Origin of the sequence: Mesorhizobium jarvisii (assembly GCF_003601985.1) — a bacterium.
Classification (GTDB): domain Bacteria; phylum Pseudomonadota; class Alphaproteobacteria; order Rhizobiales; family Rhizobiaceae; genus Mesorhizobium; species Mesorhizobium jarvisii.
Window position 1 is genome coordinate 224737 of record NZ_QZXA01000005.1, and the last position, 16425, is coordinate 241161.

Sequence of the window (16425 nt, forward strand, 5' to 3'; positions counted from 1 at the left end):
GTAATAAGCTGGTATCATTTAGATACCGGCGCTATATGAGATACTGTCAACTGCCGACGCAAGGAGGCACCGTTTTGTTACTGAGGCACCCGCACAACACCGAAGACTGTCGCGCGATTTCGGAAATCCTGCAGCGCGTCGGCGACAAATGGACCGTGCTCGTGGTCGGCAAGCTTGGCCACGGACCACTGCGTTTCAACGAGCTGCGTGCCGCTGTCGGCGGCATCTCGCAGAAGATGCTGACCACCACCTTGCGCGGCCTGGAACGCGACGGCTTCGTCACCCGCACCGTGTTTCCGACCATTCCGCCGCGCGTCGACTACGAACTGACCGAGCTCGGTCACGAACTGTTGATCCCGGTCAGCGCGCTTGGCGAATGGGCACGCAGGAACACGCAGCGTGTGCGGGAGGCACGCGAAAAATTCGACGTCATGCATGGCTGAAACCCTTGCACGGCAAGGAATCCAGAGTTTTGCGTTGAGCGGAATTGCCTGGACGGCAGGGAAGTCGTGGTCCTCTTGGCGCGGGCTCGCAACTTTGTTCTAGGGCGCCGGTGGCAGACCAGCACACACGCTATTTTGAGGACGACAATCGCGGACCAAAAGCAACTCCTTCAGCTTCTCGGCGCCAGGCCATCGCAGGGCGCCGTGCTCAGGGCACACATGTCGCGGCCGGCTTCCGGTCACCCTTGTCGCCTTGCGGGCATGCGATGGGCCGAAGGTCGTTTTTGACTTCGGCATAGGCGGTTACGCCGAGCAGGCAGACCAAAGCGACAAGGGCTGCCACGAGCCAGCTGTTCAGTATGTGTTGACGCATTGTCTCTCCCCCAACGCCGGCACGATCGGGCGTGAAAGCAACCATTGAATGTCGCGGAGCGCATCGCTGGAACGGGCGATGTTACAATTGCCCTGCGCTGGAAAAACGGGACGCGAGAATGGGCTCGTCAACCCTCGGCCGGAACGGCCTTCGGCTTGCCCTCGCCGTCCAAAGCCACCATGACGAAATCGGCGTGGGTGACTTTTTCCATCAAATCGGAGAGATAGCGCTGCGCCCAGGCTTCGACCTTGAGCGTCATCGAGGTGCGGCCGACGCGTTCGACATGAGTGTAGATGCACAGCGTGTCGCCGATCTTCATCGGCTTGGCGAAGGACATCTCCTTGACCGCCGCCGTCACCACGCGGCCCCTGGCGCGTTCGGCGGCGCGGATGCCGCAGGCAAGGTCCATCTGCGCCATCACCCAGCCGCCGAAGATGTCGCCGGCGGCGTTGGCGTCCGAAGGCATGGCCAGGGTGCGCAATGTGAGGTCTCCGATCGGCCGGCCGTCCGCGTAGTGCACCATGCGAGAAATCCCCCGAGGTCGAAGGCTTGAGATCGACTGCCCTCGATCCCGTAGCGTCATGGCGCGGACGCGTCAACGCGCGCCGGGCAAGGCTTCGCCTGGCTGCTAGAAGTAGCGCACCAGGTTCGAACGGATGCGATCGAGAACCGTGTCCCCGGAAAGGTCGGGAACGAATGCCTTGCCCGTGATCGCCTCGTAGGCTTGGGCATAGATGCGCGAGGCCTGTTCGACGATCTCGTCTGGAATCCTGGGGATCGGGTCCTTGTAAGGATCGCAGCGCGCCGCCACCCAGGAGCGGATGAAATCCTTGTCGAAACTGTCCGGCCGCGTGCCGCTGGCCAGTGCCTGTTCATAGCTCGCCGCGATCCAGTACCGGCTGCTGTCGGGCGTATGGATTTCATCGGCCAGGATGATGGTGCCGCTTCTGTCTGTGCCGAATTCGTATTTGGTGTCGGCAAGGATCAGGCCGCGCTCGGCGGCACGCGCCTGGCCGCGCGCGAACAGCTTCAAGGCGTAATCCGAGACGGTGTCCCATTGCGCCTGCGTGAGCAGTCCCTGTTCGAGGATCTCCGCCCTGGACAGCGGCTCGTCATGGGCGCCATCCGCTGCCTTGCTTGTCGGCGTGATGACCGGCGCGGCCAGCTTCTCATTGTCGCGCAGGCCGTCCGGCAGGCGCATGCCGTACATGTCGCGCTCGCCACGACGATAGCGGGTCAGGATCGAGGTGCTGGTGGTGCCGGCGAGATAGCCACGCACGACGATCTCGACGGGCAGGATGTCGAGCCTCGTGCCGACGACGACATTGGGGTCGGGATATTCGAGCACATGGTTCGGGCAGATATCGGCGGTTTCCTCGAACCAGTAGCGCGCCGTCTGGGTCAGGATCTCGCCCTTGAACGGGATCGAGGTCAGGATGATGTCGAAGGCGCTGAGACGGTCGGTGGCGATGATGATGCGCCGCCCGTCCGCCAGATCGTAGTTTTCTCGAACCTTGCCCTTGTAGTAGCCCGGCAGCTCGGGAATGAACGCATCCGACAGGGTCCGCATATGATTTCCCGCCTTCCGCAGAGGTGGCCAGAGCAAACGAATGCCCTCGCATAGGCTGTCGAGCCCATGCTTATCAAGCGCGATTGTCGATATTCCCCGCAACTCGACCTCGCATTCCAGTCGCATTTTTCACAACGCATGCCGGAAGGCCCGGCGACGCGGCGAACCCCTCGCGTCTAGGCTGCGGCCAGATTTCCGGAGCCGCCCGTTTCAATCATGCAGACTTTTGACTTCATCATCGTCGGCTCCGGCTCGGCCGGCTCCGTGCTCGCCGACAGACTGTCGGCCTCGGGCCGCTTCTCGGTTCTGGTGCTGGAGGCCGGCGGCACGGACCGGCGCTTCTACGTGCAGATGCCGCTCGGCTATGGCAAGACCTTCTTCGACCCAGCCGTCAACTGGAACTACAAGACGGAAGCCGATCCCGGCCTCGGCGGCAATGTCGATCACTGGCCGCGCGGCAAGCTGCTCGGCGGGTCGAGCTCGATCAACGCCATGGTCTGGATCCGGGGCGCGCGCGAGGATTTCGACGACTGGCGCGCCGCCGGCAATCCCGGCTGGGGCTATGACGAGCTGTTGCCGATCTTCAAGGCGCTCGAGGACAATGAGGCCGGCGCCGACAGATGGCGCGGCACCGGTGGTCCCCTGCACATCAGCGATACGGCCAACGCCGTCCACCCGCTGACCAAGCGCTATCTTGCCGCCGGCCAGCAGGCCGGCCTGCCGCTCAATCCCGATTTCAACGGCGCTGCCCAGGAAGGCGTCGGCACCTACCAGATCTCGACCAAGAGCGGCCGCCGCATGTCGGCGGCGCGCGCCTTCCTGCGCCCGGCGATGAAGCGCGGCAATGTCCGCGTCGAGACCAGCGCGCTGGCCAGCCGCATCCTGTTCGAAGGCAAACGCGCCATCGGCATCGAATATCTCCAGAACGGTCAGACGAAGACGGCGCGGGCCGGCCGCGAGGTGATCCTCTCCGCCGGCTCGATCAACTCGCCGCAGCTGCTGCAATTGTCGGGCGTCGGCCCCTCGGCGCTTCTGAAAGGGCTGGGCATCGCTGTCGTCCACGCCAACGAGAATGTCGGCGCGAATCTGCAGGACCATGTCGGCATCAACTACACCTTCAAGGGCAAGGTGCCGACGCTCAACCAGATCCTGCGTCCCTGGTGGGGCAAGCTGCTGGTCGGCATGCAGTACATACTGACACGCTCGGGGCCGCTGTCTCTGTCGATGAACCATGGCGGCGGCTTCTTCCGCACCGATCCGGCGTTCTCGCGCCCCAACATGCAGCTCTATTTCCAGGCCTTCTCGACGGTTATCCCGAAGAGCGGCGAGCGGCCGATCCTGACGCCGGATCCCTGGCCGGGCTTCTCCATCGGCCTGTCCAATTGCCGCCCGTCGAGCCGCGGCGAGATCATGATCCGCTCCAGCAATCCACTGGACTATCCAAAAATCACCGCCAATGCCTATTCGACCAATGCCGATGTCGAGGAGATGCTGGCGGCGGTGAAGTTCGTGCGCAAGATCGCCTCGATGCCGGCCATGGCCGAAATCATCAGGGAAGAAGTCCTGCCCGGCCCGTCGATCCAGTCCGACGCCGACCTGATCACGGATTTCAGGAAGCGCTCCGGCACCGTCTATCACCCGGTCTCGACCTGCCGCATGGGCCCCGATCCCGCGCGCGCCGTCGTCGATCCGCGCCTGAAAGTGCACGGGCTTGAGGGCTTGCGCGTCATCGACGCCTCGATCTTTCCCGACAACATCACCGGCAACACCAACGCCGCCTCGGTCATGACCGGGTGGAAGGGCGCCGAACTGGTTCTGGAGGACCAAAAATGAAGATCACCGACGTCAAGACCTGGGTTGTCGGCAACCCGCCGCCCGGCATCGGCGGCAAGTATTTCGTCTTCGTCAAGCTGACCACCGATGGCGGCGTGGTCGGTTATGGCGAAGCCTACAACGCCACCTTCTCGGCCCATGTCACGGCGAAAATGGTCGAGGACATGGCCGAGCGCTATCTCGTCGGCCGCGATCCGCACGACATCGAGAACTTCTTCCGCCGCGCCTATTCCTCCGGCTTCACCCAGCGCCCCGATGTTTCCGGCATGGGCTGTTTTTCGGCGCTCGAAATGGCCTGCTGGGACATTATCGGCAAGGAGGCCAACAAGCCGGTCTACAAACTGCTCGGCGGTCAGGTGCATGAGACGCTGCGCTCCTACACCTACCTCTACCCGCACACCGGCAGTGTCCATTCCGAGGACGCGCCGGACGGCAGGAATGTCTACAACGACCCCGAAATGGCGGCGGCCTGCGCGCTCGAATATGTCGAGCAGGGTTTCAATGCCGTCAAGCTCGACCCGGCCGGTCCCTACACCGCCTTCGACGGCCATCAGCCGCGCCTCATCGACATCGACGTCTCCACCCGCATGGTCAAGGCGATCCGCGAGGCGGTGGGCAACCGCGCCGACATCCTCTTCGGCACGCACGGCCAGTTCACCGCGTCGGGCGCGCTGCGCATGGCCCGCGCCATCGAGCCCTACGATCCCTTGTGGTTCGAGGAGCCGGTGCCGCCCGACATGCCCGAAGTGATGGCGCAGGTCGCCCGCGCGACCTCGATCCCGATCGCCACCGGCGAGCGGCTGACGACCAAGTTCGAATTCGCCCGCGTCATCGAAAACCGCGCCGCGACCATATTGCAGCCGGATCTCGGCCGCTCCGGCGGCATTCTCGAAACCAAGAAGATCGCGGCGATGGCCGAGGCCTATCACATTCAGGTCGCGCCACACTGCTATTGCGGGCCGATCGTCGGTGCGGCCAACATCCAGCTGGCGGTGACGTTGCCCAACTTCCTCATCCTGGAATCGCTGAAGCAGTGGGACGGCTTCCACGCCACGCTCCTGAAGAAGAAGATCGAGTGGCAGGACGGCAACGTCATCCCCTCGAAGGAACCGGGGCTGGGCGTCGAGCTCAACGAAGCCGTTTGCGATGCGCATCCCTACACCGGCAAAGATCTGCATCTGCAGATGATGCAGACCCCGTTGATGCCGTGAGCGAGAGCTACGCCTTCATCGGCCTCGGCCATCTCGGCGGCAACCTTGCCGCCAGCCTGATCCGCAACGGCTTTGCGGTCACTGTCTTCGACCGCGACTCGGCTGCCGTCGAGCGCCTCGTGGCGCTCGGCGCCACCGCAGCCGACAGCGCTGCCGACGCGGCGGCGCGGGCCGGCAACGCCATCACTTGCCTGCCCTCGCCCAAGGTCAGCGAAGCGGTGCTTGCCGGACCCGGCGGCTTGCTCGAGGGCTTGCCCAAGGGCGGCACCTGGATCGAGATGTCGACCAATGGCCGCGACGAGATCGTGCGGCTTGCCGCCCTCGCCTCGGCCAAGGGTGTCGAGACGCTGGAGTGCCCGGTCACCGGCGGCGTGCATCTGGCGGCGGCCGGCAAAATCACCGCCCTGGTCGGCGGCGATGCAGCCCTTTACGAACGCCATCGCGCGGCCATCGAAGCAATGTGCGCACGTTCCTTCCTGATGGGGCCGATCGGCTCGGCCGCGGTGATCAAGGTGATCACCAACATGCTGGCTTTCATCCACCTCGTCGCCGCCGGCGAAGCGCTGATGCTGGCCAAGCAGGGCGGGCTCGACCTCGCCCAATCCTACCACGCCATCGTTGCCTCCTCCGGCAACAGCTTCGTCCACGAGACCGAAAGCCAGCTCGTCCTCAACGGCTCCTATGACATCGGCTTCACCATGGACCTGGCGCTGAAGGACCTCGGTTTTGCGTTGGGCATGGGCAAGGATTTCGGCGTGCCGCTGGAGCTGGCATCCCGCGTCAATGCGATTTTCGAACAGGGCAAGGCGGCCTATGGCGGCAGCGCCTGGTCGACCCAGATCGTCAAATTGCTGGAAGATACGGTCGGCACCGAACTGCGTGCGCCCGGTTTTCCAGCCAGACTGGCAATCTGATCGGCGAGCGGAAAAACAAGCAATTTCATCTGCTTGAATCGATAGCCGGATTCAGTTTCGAAAAGGCTTGAATCAATCTCGCAACGCCTTGATTCAATATCTGAGCGTCAGCGCGCCAGGCAGGATCTCGAAGGTCGCCGGTATGCGTCCGGGCGACTCACCGTCTATGTCGACCAGCGCGCCGTTCTTTTCCACATCGTCGAGCGGTTCGACAACCACTTTCTTGCCGCGCAGGATCGTGATCGCCGGATGGTTGCGGTGCCGGCCGCCATAGAGCAGGCGGATATCCCAGATCAGCTTCAGCTTGCCAGCCGCGCGCAGGATGACGATGTCGAACTCTCCGTCGGTGAGCTCGGCATCCGGCGCGATCATCATGCCGCCGCCGAAGAACTTGCCGTTCGCCACCGCCACCAGCGCCATGCGCGCCTCGACCGGCGCGCCGTCGTCGACGGTGATCCGCACATGCTGGAAGCGGTAGCGGATGAACTCGACCACGGTGCGCCACAGGAACAGCGCCTTGGCCGACATCTTGCCCTTGCGCTTGTCGACATTGACGGCGCGGTCAGTGGCGCCCGACAGGCCAAGGCTTGCGATGTTGATGAAGTGGCGGCTGGCCAGTGCGCCATGGTCGTCGATGTAGCAGATGCGCCCGGCATCGACCTTGCGGCCCTCTGCCCCGGCGATCCGCTTCAAGGTCGCGTCCACCGCTTTCGGCAGGCCAAGACCGCGTGCGAAATCGATGCCTGTGCCGCATGGCAGCAGGCCAAGCTCGGTCGTCCTGCCGCTCTCCTCGAATGCCTGCAGCAGCCCGTCGGCCACTTCGCTGGCGGTGCCGTCGCCACCGGCGGCGATCACCAGGTCGAAGCCGTTTGCCGCGAGGTCGATGGCCAACCGTTCGGCATCGCCCTCGGCCTGTGTCTCGCGCAACTCGAAATCGCCGAAGTGCTTTTTCAGCGAGGCGGCAACCTCAGGCCAATGCCGCTTCAGCCGGCCGCCACCGGCTATCGGATTGAGAACCACCCCGACTTTCAATACGCACCCTCCCCGGCGCCGGACATCCATGTCCGATCGTTTGCCGGCATTGAAGCCCGCGCCCGGCGGCGGAGCAAGGGGCGCTGTCGATCCGAGCGCCGAAAAGAGGGGACGGCTGTTTAAGGCAGCAGGCACCGAAGGTCCCGGGCCCTCGCCAAACGGTCCCCGATAATCCCGCTATCCACAGGCCCATGGCCATTCCCCAGGCCCCTTACCCGGCGTACGTTAAACCCATCTCAGGCGGCCACCGATCGCCAAGCCGAAAGGCGAAAGTGAAAGGCGGATTTCCTGAGGCCCGTACGGCCCGGAGCGAGAGCAGGCTTGCCTGTTTCGAGGGACGGTAGCCGAGACCTACGGGGCCGCGGAAAGCGTGCCAACGCCGACGGCGGACCGATGCTGCCATGAAGGACGGCAAAAACCTTCGATGGCACGCAGGGCAAAGCCCGCAAGGGCCAAGACCAGCGTGGTCTGGAACGGACACTGCCTTGGGGTGGTGGCTGGCAGGACCGTCAAAATCAAGGCCGGCATGGCGCGACGACTTTACGGAAGTTGCTGCCGCGACCGTGTCCTGATCTGACAGGGAGGCGCTGGGAGAAATCCCGGCGCCGACTGTTGTTTTGGCCCTTGATCTCCTTTGCTGACGATCTTGCGGGCGCCGCTTCACCGCGCGCTAAAATCGGTTAGTATCCCAACGTCGTCAGAGTCCGTTTTAACGGGCTCGTAGGAGGGGGATACTTCATGACGCTGATCCAGAAGCTTGCCGTTGCCTATGCTTTCCTGTTCTTCGCGGTCGTCGCCATCGGCTACATACCGGCGTTCAACGATGCCAACGGCAATCTGTTCGGCCTGTTCTCGCTGCAATGGTATGACGACCTGCTGCACGCCTTCTCCGGCGTCTGGGCGCTGGCCGCCGCCTTCATCTCGCATCGCCAGGCAGTGTTCTATTTCAAGCTGTTCGGATCGGTCTATCTGTTCGACGGGGTGCTCGGGCTGATCACCGGCTCCGGCTGCCTCGATGCCGGCATCTTCATCAACGGTTTCCGCTCCCTCAACGACATCGAGTTCCCCACCCGCTTCTTCGCCAACCTGCCGCATCTCGTCATCGGCGGCTTCGCCGTCTATGTCGGCTTCTGGCTGTCGAAGCGCATACACGACCACTTCGCCACGGCCTGACCGGCCATGTTGCTGTTCCGCTGGCTGAAGCGCGTCATCAAGACGATCGTCTGGCTGATCGTCATCATCATCCTCATCCCGATCGTCGGGCTGAGCTACGGTTTCCTGACGACGCCGTCGCTCGACAAGACCCCGCTGCCCGGCATTGCCGATGGCGCGCCGCCCAAGGCGCTGGCCGACAAGGTCCGCGCCGAAATCCCCGGCTACCAACGGCCTGAGGAATCGACCTTCCTCACCTATCCCGAATGGACAATTGTCTACGCCGCGCGCGAATATGCCGGCTTCGTCGCCAAGGACCAGCCGAGCGGATTTCCCTATTGGTCCTATGTCGGCCGCTTCTGGCAGGACTACGCCACCGTGATCCGCGCCAGTTCCCCATACAAGTTCAACTATGCCAACCACCAGATGCTGGTCATCATCGGCACCAGCCACTCGATCGAGCACATATTGCAATGGGCCTATGAGAACACGGTCGGCCGCGTCACCGAGGCGACATCGGCCAAGCGCACCGCCGCCGACATCTACCAGGCCAAGGTGGCGGCCGAATACGCAGGCTTTCTCGACCAGGTGCCGTGGTACCAGTTCGCCTATGCCGAGAAACGCGCCGGCCTGTTTGCCGTGCAGCCGGCGCCGGGCGACAGCTCCGTCCGCACCAGCGAACGCAAGCTCGCCTTCGGCCTCGCCGACACCATCAAGCAGGGCTATGCCGACCTGATCAAAAAGGCGCTCGCCGCGACCTCCGACCCGGCCTTCCTCGACATCCATGTCTGGGCCAAGGGCCCGGTCGGCGAAGCCACCCGCAACGAGCCCGACACCTTGCTGGAGCGCGACCTGGGTCCTGACGGCACCATCTTCGTCACCAAGCGCTATCAGGTCTTCACCGACATGATCCCGCGGCTGATCGACAAGGGCGTCTCCTTCGTCGAGATCGGCGGCAATGACGAGATCATGGTCACCATGCTGTCGACCGACTCGATCGCCGTCCCCGAAGGCATGCGCATCCTGTTCAGCTATCCGCTGCCGGCCGATCCTTCGACGCGCCGCACCGGCATGGTCGTGGCCGTGCGCAAGCTGCATCTGGTGCTATCGTCGCTGATGAAGGCCGGCGCCAAGCTCGAACACGTCTACGATTATTGAGGCCTTTCGGCCACGCCCGGCCAAGATCAGACGCGCGGCCATGCTCATTCCACAATCGCGGCCAAATCCCGCCTTGTTCGCGCGCGATGGAATGGTGCACGTTGCCTGACGGGCGACATGCACCTGAATGGGCTGCCGGGGGGCATCTCGAAGGGACAAGACCGTGATCAAGACCGCCCTTGTCGCCATGACCATTGTCGGCTGCGACTGCGACGCCAAATTGTGCGAATATATCGGCGAGACGCCTGCCAAGTGGTCGACCATCGCCGAATGCGAAGCCGCAATGAAGAGCCAGATCCTGCACCAGCGCAATTTCGACTATCCGCTGGTGTCCGGCATCTGCCGCCCCAAGGGTTCGTCATCCTCCTCGCAACTGGCCGCCACCGCATCCCGCCCGGAACTCAAGCCCGCCAGCAGGATCGTGCGAACGGAAAGCCCGCTGCCTCCGGAACTGAGCCATCGGCCGAGCGTGCCCGTCGGCTCGCCGACGACGACCGTCGACGCGGATGCCGCCCGGCCCGTCGCCTATGAACAGGTGGTCGATGGCGGAACCGGCGTGCTCTACCGCACCAAGAACGGCTATGCCGTGGTCAAGACCGATCTTGGCCGTGCAGCTTCCGCGACCGCCGATGCAGCCAAACGCTCAGTGAACTGGCTGGCCGGCCTGGTGCCAACGGGGCTTTAGTCCCTTTACATCTTGAGCTTCAGGCTCTCCCAGAATTTGTCGATCAGCGGCTGTTCGGTGGCCAGATCCCCGCTGCCGACGCGCGTGACGAACAACAGCCCCCGATCGGCCAGGCCGTAGCCGACGATCTCGAAATACGCGGTGTCGGTGCGCGTCTTCACCTCGGCGCGGATGCCGGTGAGTTCCTTGCCGTCGGCGAGCTTGCGCGTCGTCGGCTGCTGCGTCAGCGTCGCACCGGCCTGCACCGATTCCCTGGTCATCTCCTGCAGCATCAGCTGGTTGAGCGACACCGGATTCATCTTGCCGTATTCCTGCACGACGACGATCGTGCCCAGCGCCGAAGCCATCAGATATTGCGTGATGTTCTCGCCGAGATCGGTCTTGGTCACCGAAATGCCGGTCGGATGGACGAAGGAGAAGCTACCGCCTGAAAAGGTGGCGAAGTCGTTGCGCTCGAGCGTCACCTTGCTCTGCTTGCCGCCGGGCAGCGTGATGGTCGTGCTCTCGCCGGGATCGATATCGACCGCCACGCCGTCGATGGTCAGCTTGAAGGCCTTGAGGTCCTCGGCCCCGGCCGGTCCAGCGCACAGCGCGATGAGAGTAAGGGCTGCGGCCGATAGCATGCGCATCGATTGTTCTCCTGCTTCCTACGCCACCCCGCTCAGCGCCTTGATGGCACGGTAGAAGGTCGAGGAAAACAGTTCCGTCGGGTCATAGTGCCGCTTCGCCGCAAGGAAGGCCGGCAGTTCGGGATAGGAGGCCAGCAACTCCTTGCCCGTATAATGTAGCTGGTAAGGTAGGAAGAAGCGCCCGCCATGCTTGATCGTCACGTCGATCAGCGCCCGCGTCAGCGCCCGCATCTTCGCATTGCCGTCGGTATCGGTCGGCTGGTTGATGTAGAGCACCAGCGAATAGGCCGGCTCCGGCGCATAGGTCAGCGCCACATCCTCCTTATGGACGATGCGCACCGAGGCATTGAGCACCGGCAGGGACTGGTTGCGCAGGATCTCGCGCGCTTCGGTGATGAACTCGACATAGGCGGCGCGCGGAATGAAATATTCGTGCAGTATGTCGGTCTCGTTGTTTAGATCGTTGAACAGATACGGCACCGAATCGTGCATCGGGTTGTTGCGGGTGACGAGGCAGGCCTCGCCTTGCGCCATTGCTGTCGTGCGCGCCACGGTGCAGTTCTCGAATTTCGGCTCAAGCGTCTTTTCGGTGAACCACTTCAGCTCCTGGAACACGCTGCCCCATTTCGCCAGATTGATGATCACCCGCTTCAGCCCGACCGAGCCCGGTTCGCCGATATCAGGCTGGTCGGCCGGCGGCTCTTCGGCCACCTTGTCGTAGCGATAGACGATCATGTCCTCGAGGAAATTGGCCGGTGCCGTCGACAGATGGCCGTAGAACAGGCCGATATCCTTGTTCGGCTCCAGCACATCGGCAAAAAACTTTGGGAAATCGTCGGATTTGATGATTTCGCGCGAAGTGCGGTAGACGGCATTGTCGACGATATCGAGCGTTGCCTCCACCACCACGCCGAACAGGCCGTAGCCACCGACGACATGGCGGAACAGCTCGCTGTTCTGCGTGGCCGAGCAGGTCGTCACCGACCCGTCGGCCAGCATCATCCGCATCGAGCGGATCGAGCCGGCAACCGAACCCGCCTGGTGGTCCATGCCATGCGCGTTGACCGACAGCGAGCCGCCGACCGAAAAAATGTCGGTCGACTGCATCGCCTTTACCGCGAAGCGCGGATGCAGCAGGTTCTGGATGTCGTGCCAGCGCGCGCCGGGCTGCAGCGTCATGGTCCTGGCCGCCGCATCGACGCTGACCTTGTTGAATTTCTTGAGGTCGAGCACCAGCGCATTGTCATCGAAGGCATGGCCGCCCATCGAATGACGGACAGCCGCCAGCGACACTTTCAGCCCGTTGGCACGGGCAAAGGCCAGCGCCTTGGCGATATGGTCCTCCTCGCTGATCTCGACCACGCCATAGACCGGCGTCCGCGACAGGCCGCTGGCATCGTTGATGTCGCCGCCCTTGGCCGACCAGGGCAGCGAAGGATCAAAGGCCGGCGGGCTGGCGATCGGTTTCAGCGGCAGGGCAATGCCATCGATGTCGGCGATGCGCCCGGCATTCTTCGGCCCCGACGGTCCGCGTGCCAGCCGCGCCATTGTTGTTCCGCCCCACAGCACCGCGCCGCCGACGACAGCCGCGCCGAGCACCAGCCGGCGCGACAGGCGAAACCCCTTCTGTTCGTCAGCCATGCGGATCCCCCGTTGGCCAAGGGATAGCGCGGCTCTTTGGCAAAAACCATAGGGGCGCCGTCGGGGCAGCGTTCCGCCACCCTGGCCGCCTGGCGGTGAGTGACCAAGAGCACGAAAATGGCCGATCCCCGAAGGAACCGGCCAAGATTGGAGCAGGGGCTGAAAAGTACGGTCAGCAGGTCTGCCGACGCATGACGCTCGCGGCTACGAAGCCTTCTTGATCGAGGTCACCATGCCGGTCTTGTCATCGACGGTTACCGCCACCTTGGCGCCGACCTTCAGTTTGCCGATCTTCGCTTCCGGCGACAGCTGGTAGATCTTGCCGTCGTCGAGCGTAATCGACTTGGTCGTCGGATCGACCGCCTGGATGGTGCCCTGAACGGACGCGGCATAGGCCGTACCAAGGAAGGCGAGCAGAGCGGCGGTGGTTGCGAGGGTCTTCTTCATCGATAGCACTCCGTGCTGTTTCACTTTTCCGGGGCCGCCGCGTTGGGCAACGACAGCACCGAACGAGCCGACACTGGGCCTGAAAGTCTGCTGGCCGCAAATCACATTGAGTGACTTTTCGCAAAGGAAATCATAGGCTTAATTCTGACACATTGCTTGCGGCTGACGCGGTTTCCAGCCGTTTCGTTTGCCTCGACGAGCGCTGTTCGCCCACGAAAAGAATCGTTTAGGCGATTGCGGCGGGTGCATCGAGGCCATCACGCAGCCGCCATAATCCGCCCCGAATTGCATCACGCAACAGCCCGCTGACCTTCGGTTGATACAAATTTTGTTTCATGGACCAGCTCAACCGCCACCGCAAAAGCGGACAAAACTCGCGCCGTGGTTGCAAATTCGAAATGGATACAGGATCATTGCAACCGCTACGACGAGGGGGAACTCACCATGAAACTGGCAGTCCGAACCATGATATCCCTGATGCTGGCGCTGGCGCCGGGATTGGCCGGCGCACAAGGCGCTGAGCCAGGCGGCGATAAAACGGTTATGTTTGCTAGGGACGATCCCGAGATGGCGGTAGCGATTGCGAAGGCGCGTGCCAGCTTGGATGAGTTCCTGGCCCTGACCGAAGCGCCGCCCTCGGGGACGGACAGGTTCAAATTAAAGGTCGAGGTGCACGATGGGGATATCAGCGAGCACTTCTGGGTCATCCCGTTCCGACGCAACGAAACCGGCTTCGTCGGCATATTGGCAAACGAACCGGTAGCAGTGCGCAATGTCGTCCTCGGCCAGAACATAGAATTCACCAGGGACGATATTTCCGACTGGGGATACAGACGCGACGGGCGTCAAGTCGGCAGCTTCACCGTCTGCGTGATGTTCAAGAGAATGTCGAAGGAAGAAGCAGACACCATGCACGAGGAATCCGGTTACGATTGTTGATCTTATGCCCGGTCCGATTAGCTTGCCTCGTCCTTCGCCCCGATCTTGCGCACCAGCGCCGCCGTCGCCAGCATGGCGCCCATGTCGGAAATCATCGGCGCGACATGCCTGGTGTAGTCGAGAGGCACTGAAATCTCCGGCAGCTCGAAGAAGTTCTTCGCCTGCGGCAACAGCAGGAAACCGTCGCCGCCGTTGAGCGCGACGCGGGCCGGATCGTCGGGCCAGGTCTCGCCGAGCCATTTCAGCGCCTGCGCCAGACGGCCGGTCACCAGCGGCCGCGCCGCCTCGACATTGTCGGTGCGGAATTCGTAGGCCGCGTCGAGAAATGGCTCGCCCGACGACAGTTCCTGCAGCTTGGACCCGAACAGGCCGCGGAAAAAGCCGACGACCGCATTGGTCCGCCGCGTCGCCACCAGGATTCCCGGGAACGGCTCGACCGCTTCGAAGGCGACGATGACACCCTTGAAGGCCGTCGATGAGCCCTTGCCGGTGCCTTCCCGCAGTTCGGCCTCGTAGAGCTCGAATGGAAACCCTTCGTAGTGGCCGGAAACGACATCGTCGAAGGCTTGCCGGTTGAAGGGCCCGACCGCCTCGCGCGGCAGCCGGTCGAACGAGTTCGGTCTGCCGCCATGCTGGTAGCCGATGTCACGGATGAAACCGAAGATGATCGGCAGCAGCGTGTCGCGGAACGATTGCTGCAGCCGCGTCGCCGGCTTCATGGCCTGGAAATACAGCAGGATCGAAGCGGCAAAGCCGATGAAATAGAGGAATACATGCGGCGTCGAGAACCATTGCTCGTTGGGGTCGGCGACCTTGTTGAACAGCCAGGCGATCACCGCCACGGCCACCAGCACCAGGCCGACGAACAGCGGCACCCGCCAGCGCACCTGCCGCACCGCCGAAGCCCGCGCCGCCTCATAGGCCTCGATGTTTTTCCGGATGCCGGCGATGACAGCCTCATCAGGCATGAAATCCGCTGCTTCCACCGCCACCCCCGTCGCCTCGACAAGTTCATGATAGCTGGTTTTGTCGGATGTATCGACTGCGGTGCCTCCACAACAGATGCTCGCGCTGCCCCTCATCGCCCTGCCGGGCACCTGTCCCCGCAAACGGGGCGAAGGACGCCATCATCGATGGTCTCGCCAATTGCCAGCGTTGCAAGTGGAGCGCCGCCGGCACGGCTAATCTCCCTTCTCCCCGTCACTATACGGGGAGAAGGTGCCGGCAGGCGGATGAGGGCAGCACGACGCTTGTAGAATAGTCTCGCCGCTTGCAGCTCTAAGGAAAGATTGCTCTCAACCGTCTTTCAATCTTTCCCCTCATCGCACCGTCCAACGCCTCCACCGGCACAAGCCGCTCATGATCCCCGTCCCGCAGCCGCAGGAACGGATGCACCTGGTAAGCCGCAACAGCACCGCGCGTCCCCTCCTCCGCGCTGACATCAGCGACAAAAATCCCGCCAATGCGCCCCGGCCATGGCTGGCGGGCGAGCGCAGTGCCGAGGAAATCGCCGAGCCCATAGGCGACGACAGTCTCGCCGATCCGTTCCACCGGCTGCACCACATGGGCGTGATGGCCGGCGATCAGCCCGACGCCCTGCCCGGCCAGGCGCCTCGCCAGCGCCTTGGTCCCGGCCTGCGGAAAATGCCGGAACTCCCAGTCCCAATGCGGCACTGCGCAAATAAGGTCGAACCCGCGCGGCCAGCGCTCTGCATCGCTGCCCATCGACACACGCCCGGCAAACAGGCTCTCATCTGCATTGCACCATAGCGTGAAGGCCGCGAAGCCGACATTCAACAGCCCGACCTTGACCGGCTGCACCGAGCCATCGGCGGCAAGGCCTATGCTGCGGATGCCGAGCCGCTTCAGCGCCGCCACCGTCTCGTCGAAACCGGCGACGCCCTGGTCGAGCACGTGATTGTTGGCCAGCGACAGCACCAGTCTTTCGTGCGCGATGCCGGCCGCAGCGAGCGCCTCGGCCAGAAACCGCTCACTCATCGCATGATGCGTGCCGAGCTTCGTGCCGAGCACCGCGCTCGGCCTGCCCACGACAGGGCTTTCGCAATTGCCGATCACCAGATCGGCAGCGCCAAGCAGGGCCTTGATCGCCGGATCGCAGTGCGGCGCCCGGCGGTTGGCCACGGCCGAGATATCCCCGATGAAGGCCAGCCGCACCGTCCGCTTTGGCGGCGGCTCCATCAACCTCCCCGCCATCGGCGCAAACCCGCTGCCGTCACCGCCAAGCGACGGCTTCAGAAAACGCGGCAGCCAGGACAGTTTGTAGGAGAGCGGATAATTCGACACGCGACGCCCAATCGTTTGCCTTCTGTAAACCGTCCGCCGGGCGGGTTGAAGCGCATCCCTCGACAATCATGCAACGATGTGGACAGCGCATCGG

The 16425-nt window shown here is 63.3% G+C and carries 16 protein-coding genes; 8 read left to right on the top strand and 8 right to left on the bottom strand.

The features are described 5' to 3' along the window. The first annotated feature begins 74 nt into the window (after nt 1-74). Nucleotides 75-443, top strand: coding sequence for a winged helix-turn-helix transcriptional regulator (locus tag D3242_RS14660; protein ID WP_027047286.1), 369 nt, complete (start codon nt 75-77; stop codon nt 441-443). A gap of 500 nt (nt 444-943) precedes the next feature. Here the strand turns inward: D3242_RS14660 and D3242_RS14665 are convergent, their stop codons facing one another. Further along, nucleotides 944-1339: an acyl-CoA thioesterase gene (locus D3242_RS14665; RefSeq protein WP_010911043.1), complete on the bottom strand. Its 396-nt coding sequence runs from the start codon at nt 1337-1339 to the stop codon at nt 944-946. A gap of 105 nt (nt 1340-1444) precedes the next feature. Continuing rightward, nucleotides 1445-2386 (bottom strand): phosphoribosylaminoimidazolesuccinocarboxamide synthase, encoded by a 942-nt coding sequence (locus D3242_RS14670; RefSeq protein ID WP_064980564.1) that lies wholly within the window; start codon nt 2384-2386, stop codon nt 1445-1447. A gap of 216 nt (nt 2387-2602) precedes the next feature. On the opposite strand from D3242_RS14670, the gene D3242_RS14675 reads away from it, so the two are divergent. Genes D3242_RS14675 through D3242_RS14685 form a run of 3 tightly spaced genes read left to right on the top strand, consistent with a single transcriptional unit; the run spans nt 2603 to nt 6344 of the window. Further along, nucleotides 2603-4219, top strand: coding sequence for a GMC family oxidoreductase (locus tag D3242_RS14675; protein ID WP_064980566.1), 1617 nt, complete (start codon nt 2603-2605; stop codon nt 4217-4219). Then, nucleotides 4216-5430 (top strand): mandelate racemase/muconate lactonizing enzyme family protein, encoded by a 1215-nt coding sequence (locus tag D3242_RS14680; protein WP_064980568.1) that lies wholly within the window; start codon nt 4216-4218, stop codon nt 5428-5430. The genes D3242_RS14675 and D3242_RS14680 overlap by 4 nt, the downstream gene beginning before the upstream one ends. After that, nucleotides 5427-6344, top strand: a complete 918-nt coding sequence (locus D3242_RS14685; RefSeq protein ID WP_038649014.1) for an NAD(P)-dependent oxidoreductase — start codon at nt 5427-5429, stop codon at nt 6342-6344. Before D3242_RS14680 ends, D3242_RS14685 begins: the two co-directional genes overlap by 4 nt. 93 nt (nt 6345-6437) lie before the next feature. Here the strand turns inward: D3242_RS14685 and D3242_RS14690 are convergent, their stop codons facing one another. Beyond that, on the bottom strand, nt 6438-7376 hold the full coding sequence (locus D3242_RS14690) for a diacylglycerol/lipid kinase family protein (protein WP_064980570.1): 939 nt from the start codon (nt 7374-7376) through the stop codon (nt 6438-6440). 738 nt (nt 7377-8114) lie between these two features. Between D3242_RS14690 and D3242_RS14695 the strand changes: the two genes are divergently transcribed. From D3242_RS14695 to D3242_RS14705, 3 genes are all read left to right on the top strand, one after another. Further along, a complete protein-coding gene (locus D3242_RS14695) occupies nt 8115-8549 on the top strand; it encodes a membrane protein (protein WP_032931388.1) in 435 nt (144 codons plus the stop codon). Between the two features lie 6 nt (nt 8550-8555). After that, nucleotides 8556-9686: a hypothetical protein gene (locus tag D3242_RS14700; protein ID WP_064980572.1), complete on the top strand. Its 1131-nt coding sequence runs from the start codon at nt 8556-8558 to the stop codon at nt 9684-9686. Nucleotides 9687-9849: 163 nt separating this feature from the next. Continuing rightward, on the top strand, nt 9850-10371 hold the full coding sequence (locus D3242_RS14705; protein WP_027047289.1) for a hypothetical protein: 522 nt from the start codon (nt 9850-9852) through the stop codon (nt 10369-10371). Between the two features lie 5 nt (nt 10372-10376). On the opposite strand, the gene D3242_RS14710 is transcribed toward D3242_RS14705, so the two are convergent. From D3242_RS14710 to D3242_RS14720, 3 genes are all read right to left on the bottom strand, one after another. Then, the gene (locus tag D3242_RS14710) at nt 10377-11000 is read right to left on the bottom strand and encodes a hypothetical protein (RefSeq protein WP_019860592.1); all 624 of its coding nucleotides are present in this window, start codon (nt 10998-11000) and stop codon (nt 10377-10379) included. A gap of 18 nt (nt 11001-11018) precedes the next feature. Then, nucleotides 11019-12641, bottom strand: coding sequence for an FAD-binding oxidoreductase (locus D3242_RS14715; RefSeq protein WP_064980574.1), 1623 nt, complete (start codon nt 12639-12641; stop codon nt 11019-11021). Nucleotides 12642-12845: 204 nt separating this feature from the next. Next, nucleotides 12846-13088, bottom strand: a complete 243-nt coding sequence (locus D3242_RS14720) for a DUF1344 domain-containing protein (protein ID WP_027047290.1) — start codon at nt 13086-13088, stop codon at nt 12846-12848. Between the two features lie 444 nt (nt 13089-13532). Here D3242_RS14720 and D3242_RS14725 point away from each other — a divergent pair, with 444 nt between their 5' ends. Further along, complete coding sequence (locus D3242_RS14725) at nt 13533-14027, top strand: YegJ family protein (RefSeq protein ID WP_064980576.1); 495 nt, start codon at nt 13533-13535, stop codon at nt 14025-14027. A 17-nt stretch (nt 14028-14044) separates the two neighbouring features. Here the strand turns inward: D3242_RS14725 and D3242_RS14730 are convergent, their stop codons facing one another. Next, complete coding sequence (locus D3242_RS14730) at nt 14045-14995, bottom strand: DUF3137 domain-containing protein (protein ID WP_167470427.1); 951 nt, start codon at nt 14993-14995, stop codon at nt 14045-14047. A gap of 310 nt (nt 14996-15305) precedes the next feature. Further along, nucleotides 15306-16331, bottom strand: coding sequence for a CapA family protein (locus D3242_RS14735; RefSeq protein WP_064980578.1), 1026 nt, complete (start codon nt 16329-16331; stop codon nt 15306-15308). Nucleotides 16332-16425: the final 94 nt, after the last annotated feature.

Excerpts from the sequence above, each read along its gene's own strand:
- D3242_RS14720 (WP_027047290.1), bottom strand. The coding sequence starts at position 13,088 with ATGAAGAAGACCCTCGCAACCACCGCCGCTCTGCTCGCCTTCCTTGGT.
- D3242_RS14730 (WP_167470427.1), bottom strand. The coding sequence starts at position 14,995 with ATGCCTGATGAGGCTGTCATCGCCGGCATCCGGAAAAACATCGAGGCC.
- D3242_RS14680 (WP_064980568.1), top strand. The coding sequence starts at position 4,216 with ATGAAGATCACCGACGTCAAGACCTGGGTTGTCGGCAACCCGCCGCCC.
- D3242_RS14715 (WP_064980574.1), bottom strand. The coding sequence starts at position 12,641 with ATGGCTGACGAACAGAAGGGGTTTCGCCTGTCGCGCCGGCTGGTGCTC.
- D3242_RS14725 (WP_064980576.1), top strand. The coding sequence starts at position 13,533 with ATGAAACTGGCAGTCCGAACCATGATATCCCTGATGCTGGCGCTGGCG.
- D3242_RS14665 (WP_010911043.1), bottom strand. The coding sequence starts at position 1,339 with ATGGTGCACTACGCGGACGGCCGGCCGATCGGAGACCTCACATTGCGC.
- D3242_RS14695 (WP_032931388.1), top strand. The coding sequence starts at position 8,115 with ATGACGCTGATCCAGAAGCTTGCCGTTGCCTATGCTTTCCTGTTCTTC.
- D3242_RS14700 (WP_064980572.1), top strand. The coding sequence starts at position 8,556 with ATGTTGCTGTTCCGCTGGCTGAAGCGCGTCATCAAGACGATCGTCTGG.
- D3242_RS14670 (WP_064980564.1), bottom strand. The coding sequence starts at position 2,386 with ATGCGGACCCTGTCGGATGCGTTCATTCCCGAGCTGCCGGGCTACTAC.
- D3242_RS14675 (WP_064980566.1), top strand. The coding sequence starts at position 2,603 with ATGCAGACTTTTGACTTCATCATCGTCGGCTCCGGCTCGGCCGGCTCC.
- D3242_RS14710 (WP_019860592.1), bottom strand. The coding sequence starts at position 11,000 with ATGCGCATGCTATCGGCCGCAGCCCTTACTCTCATCGCGCTGTGCGCT.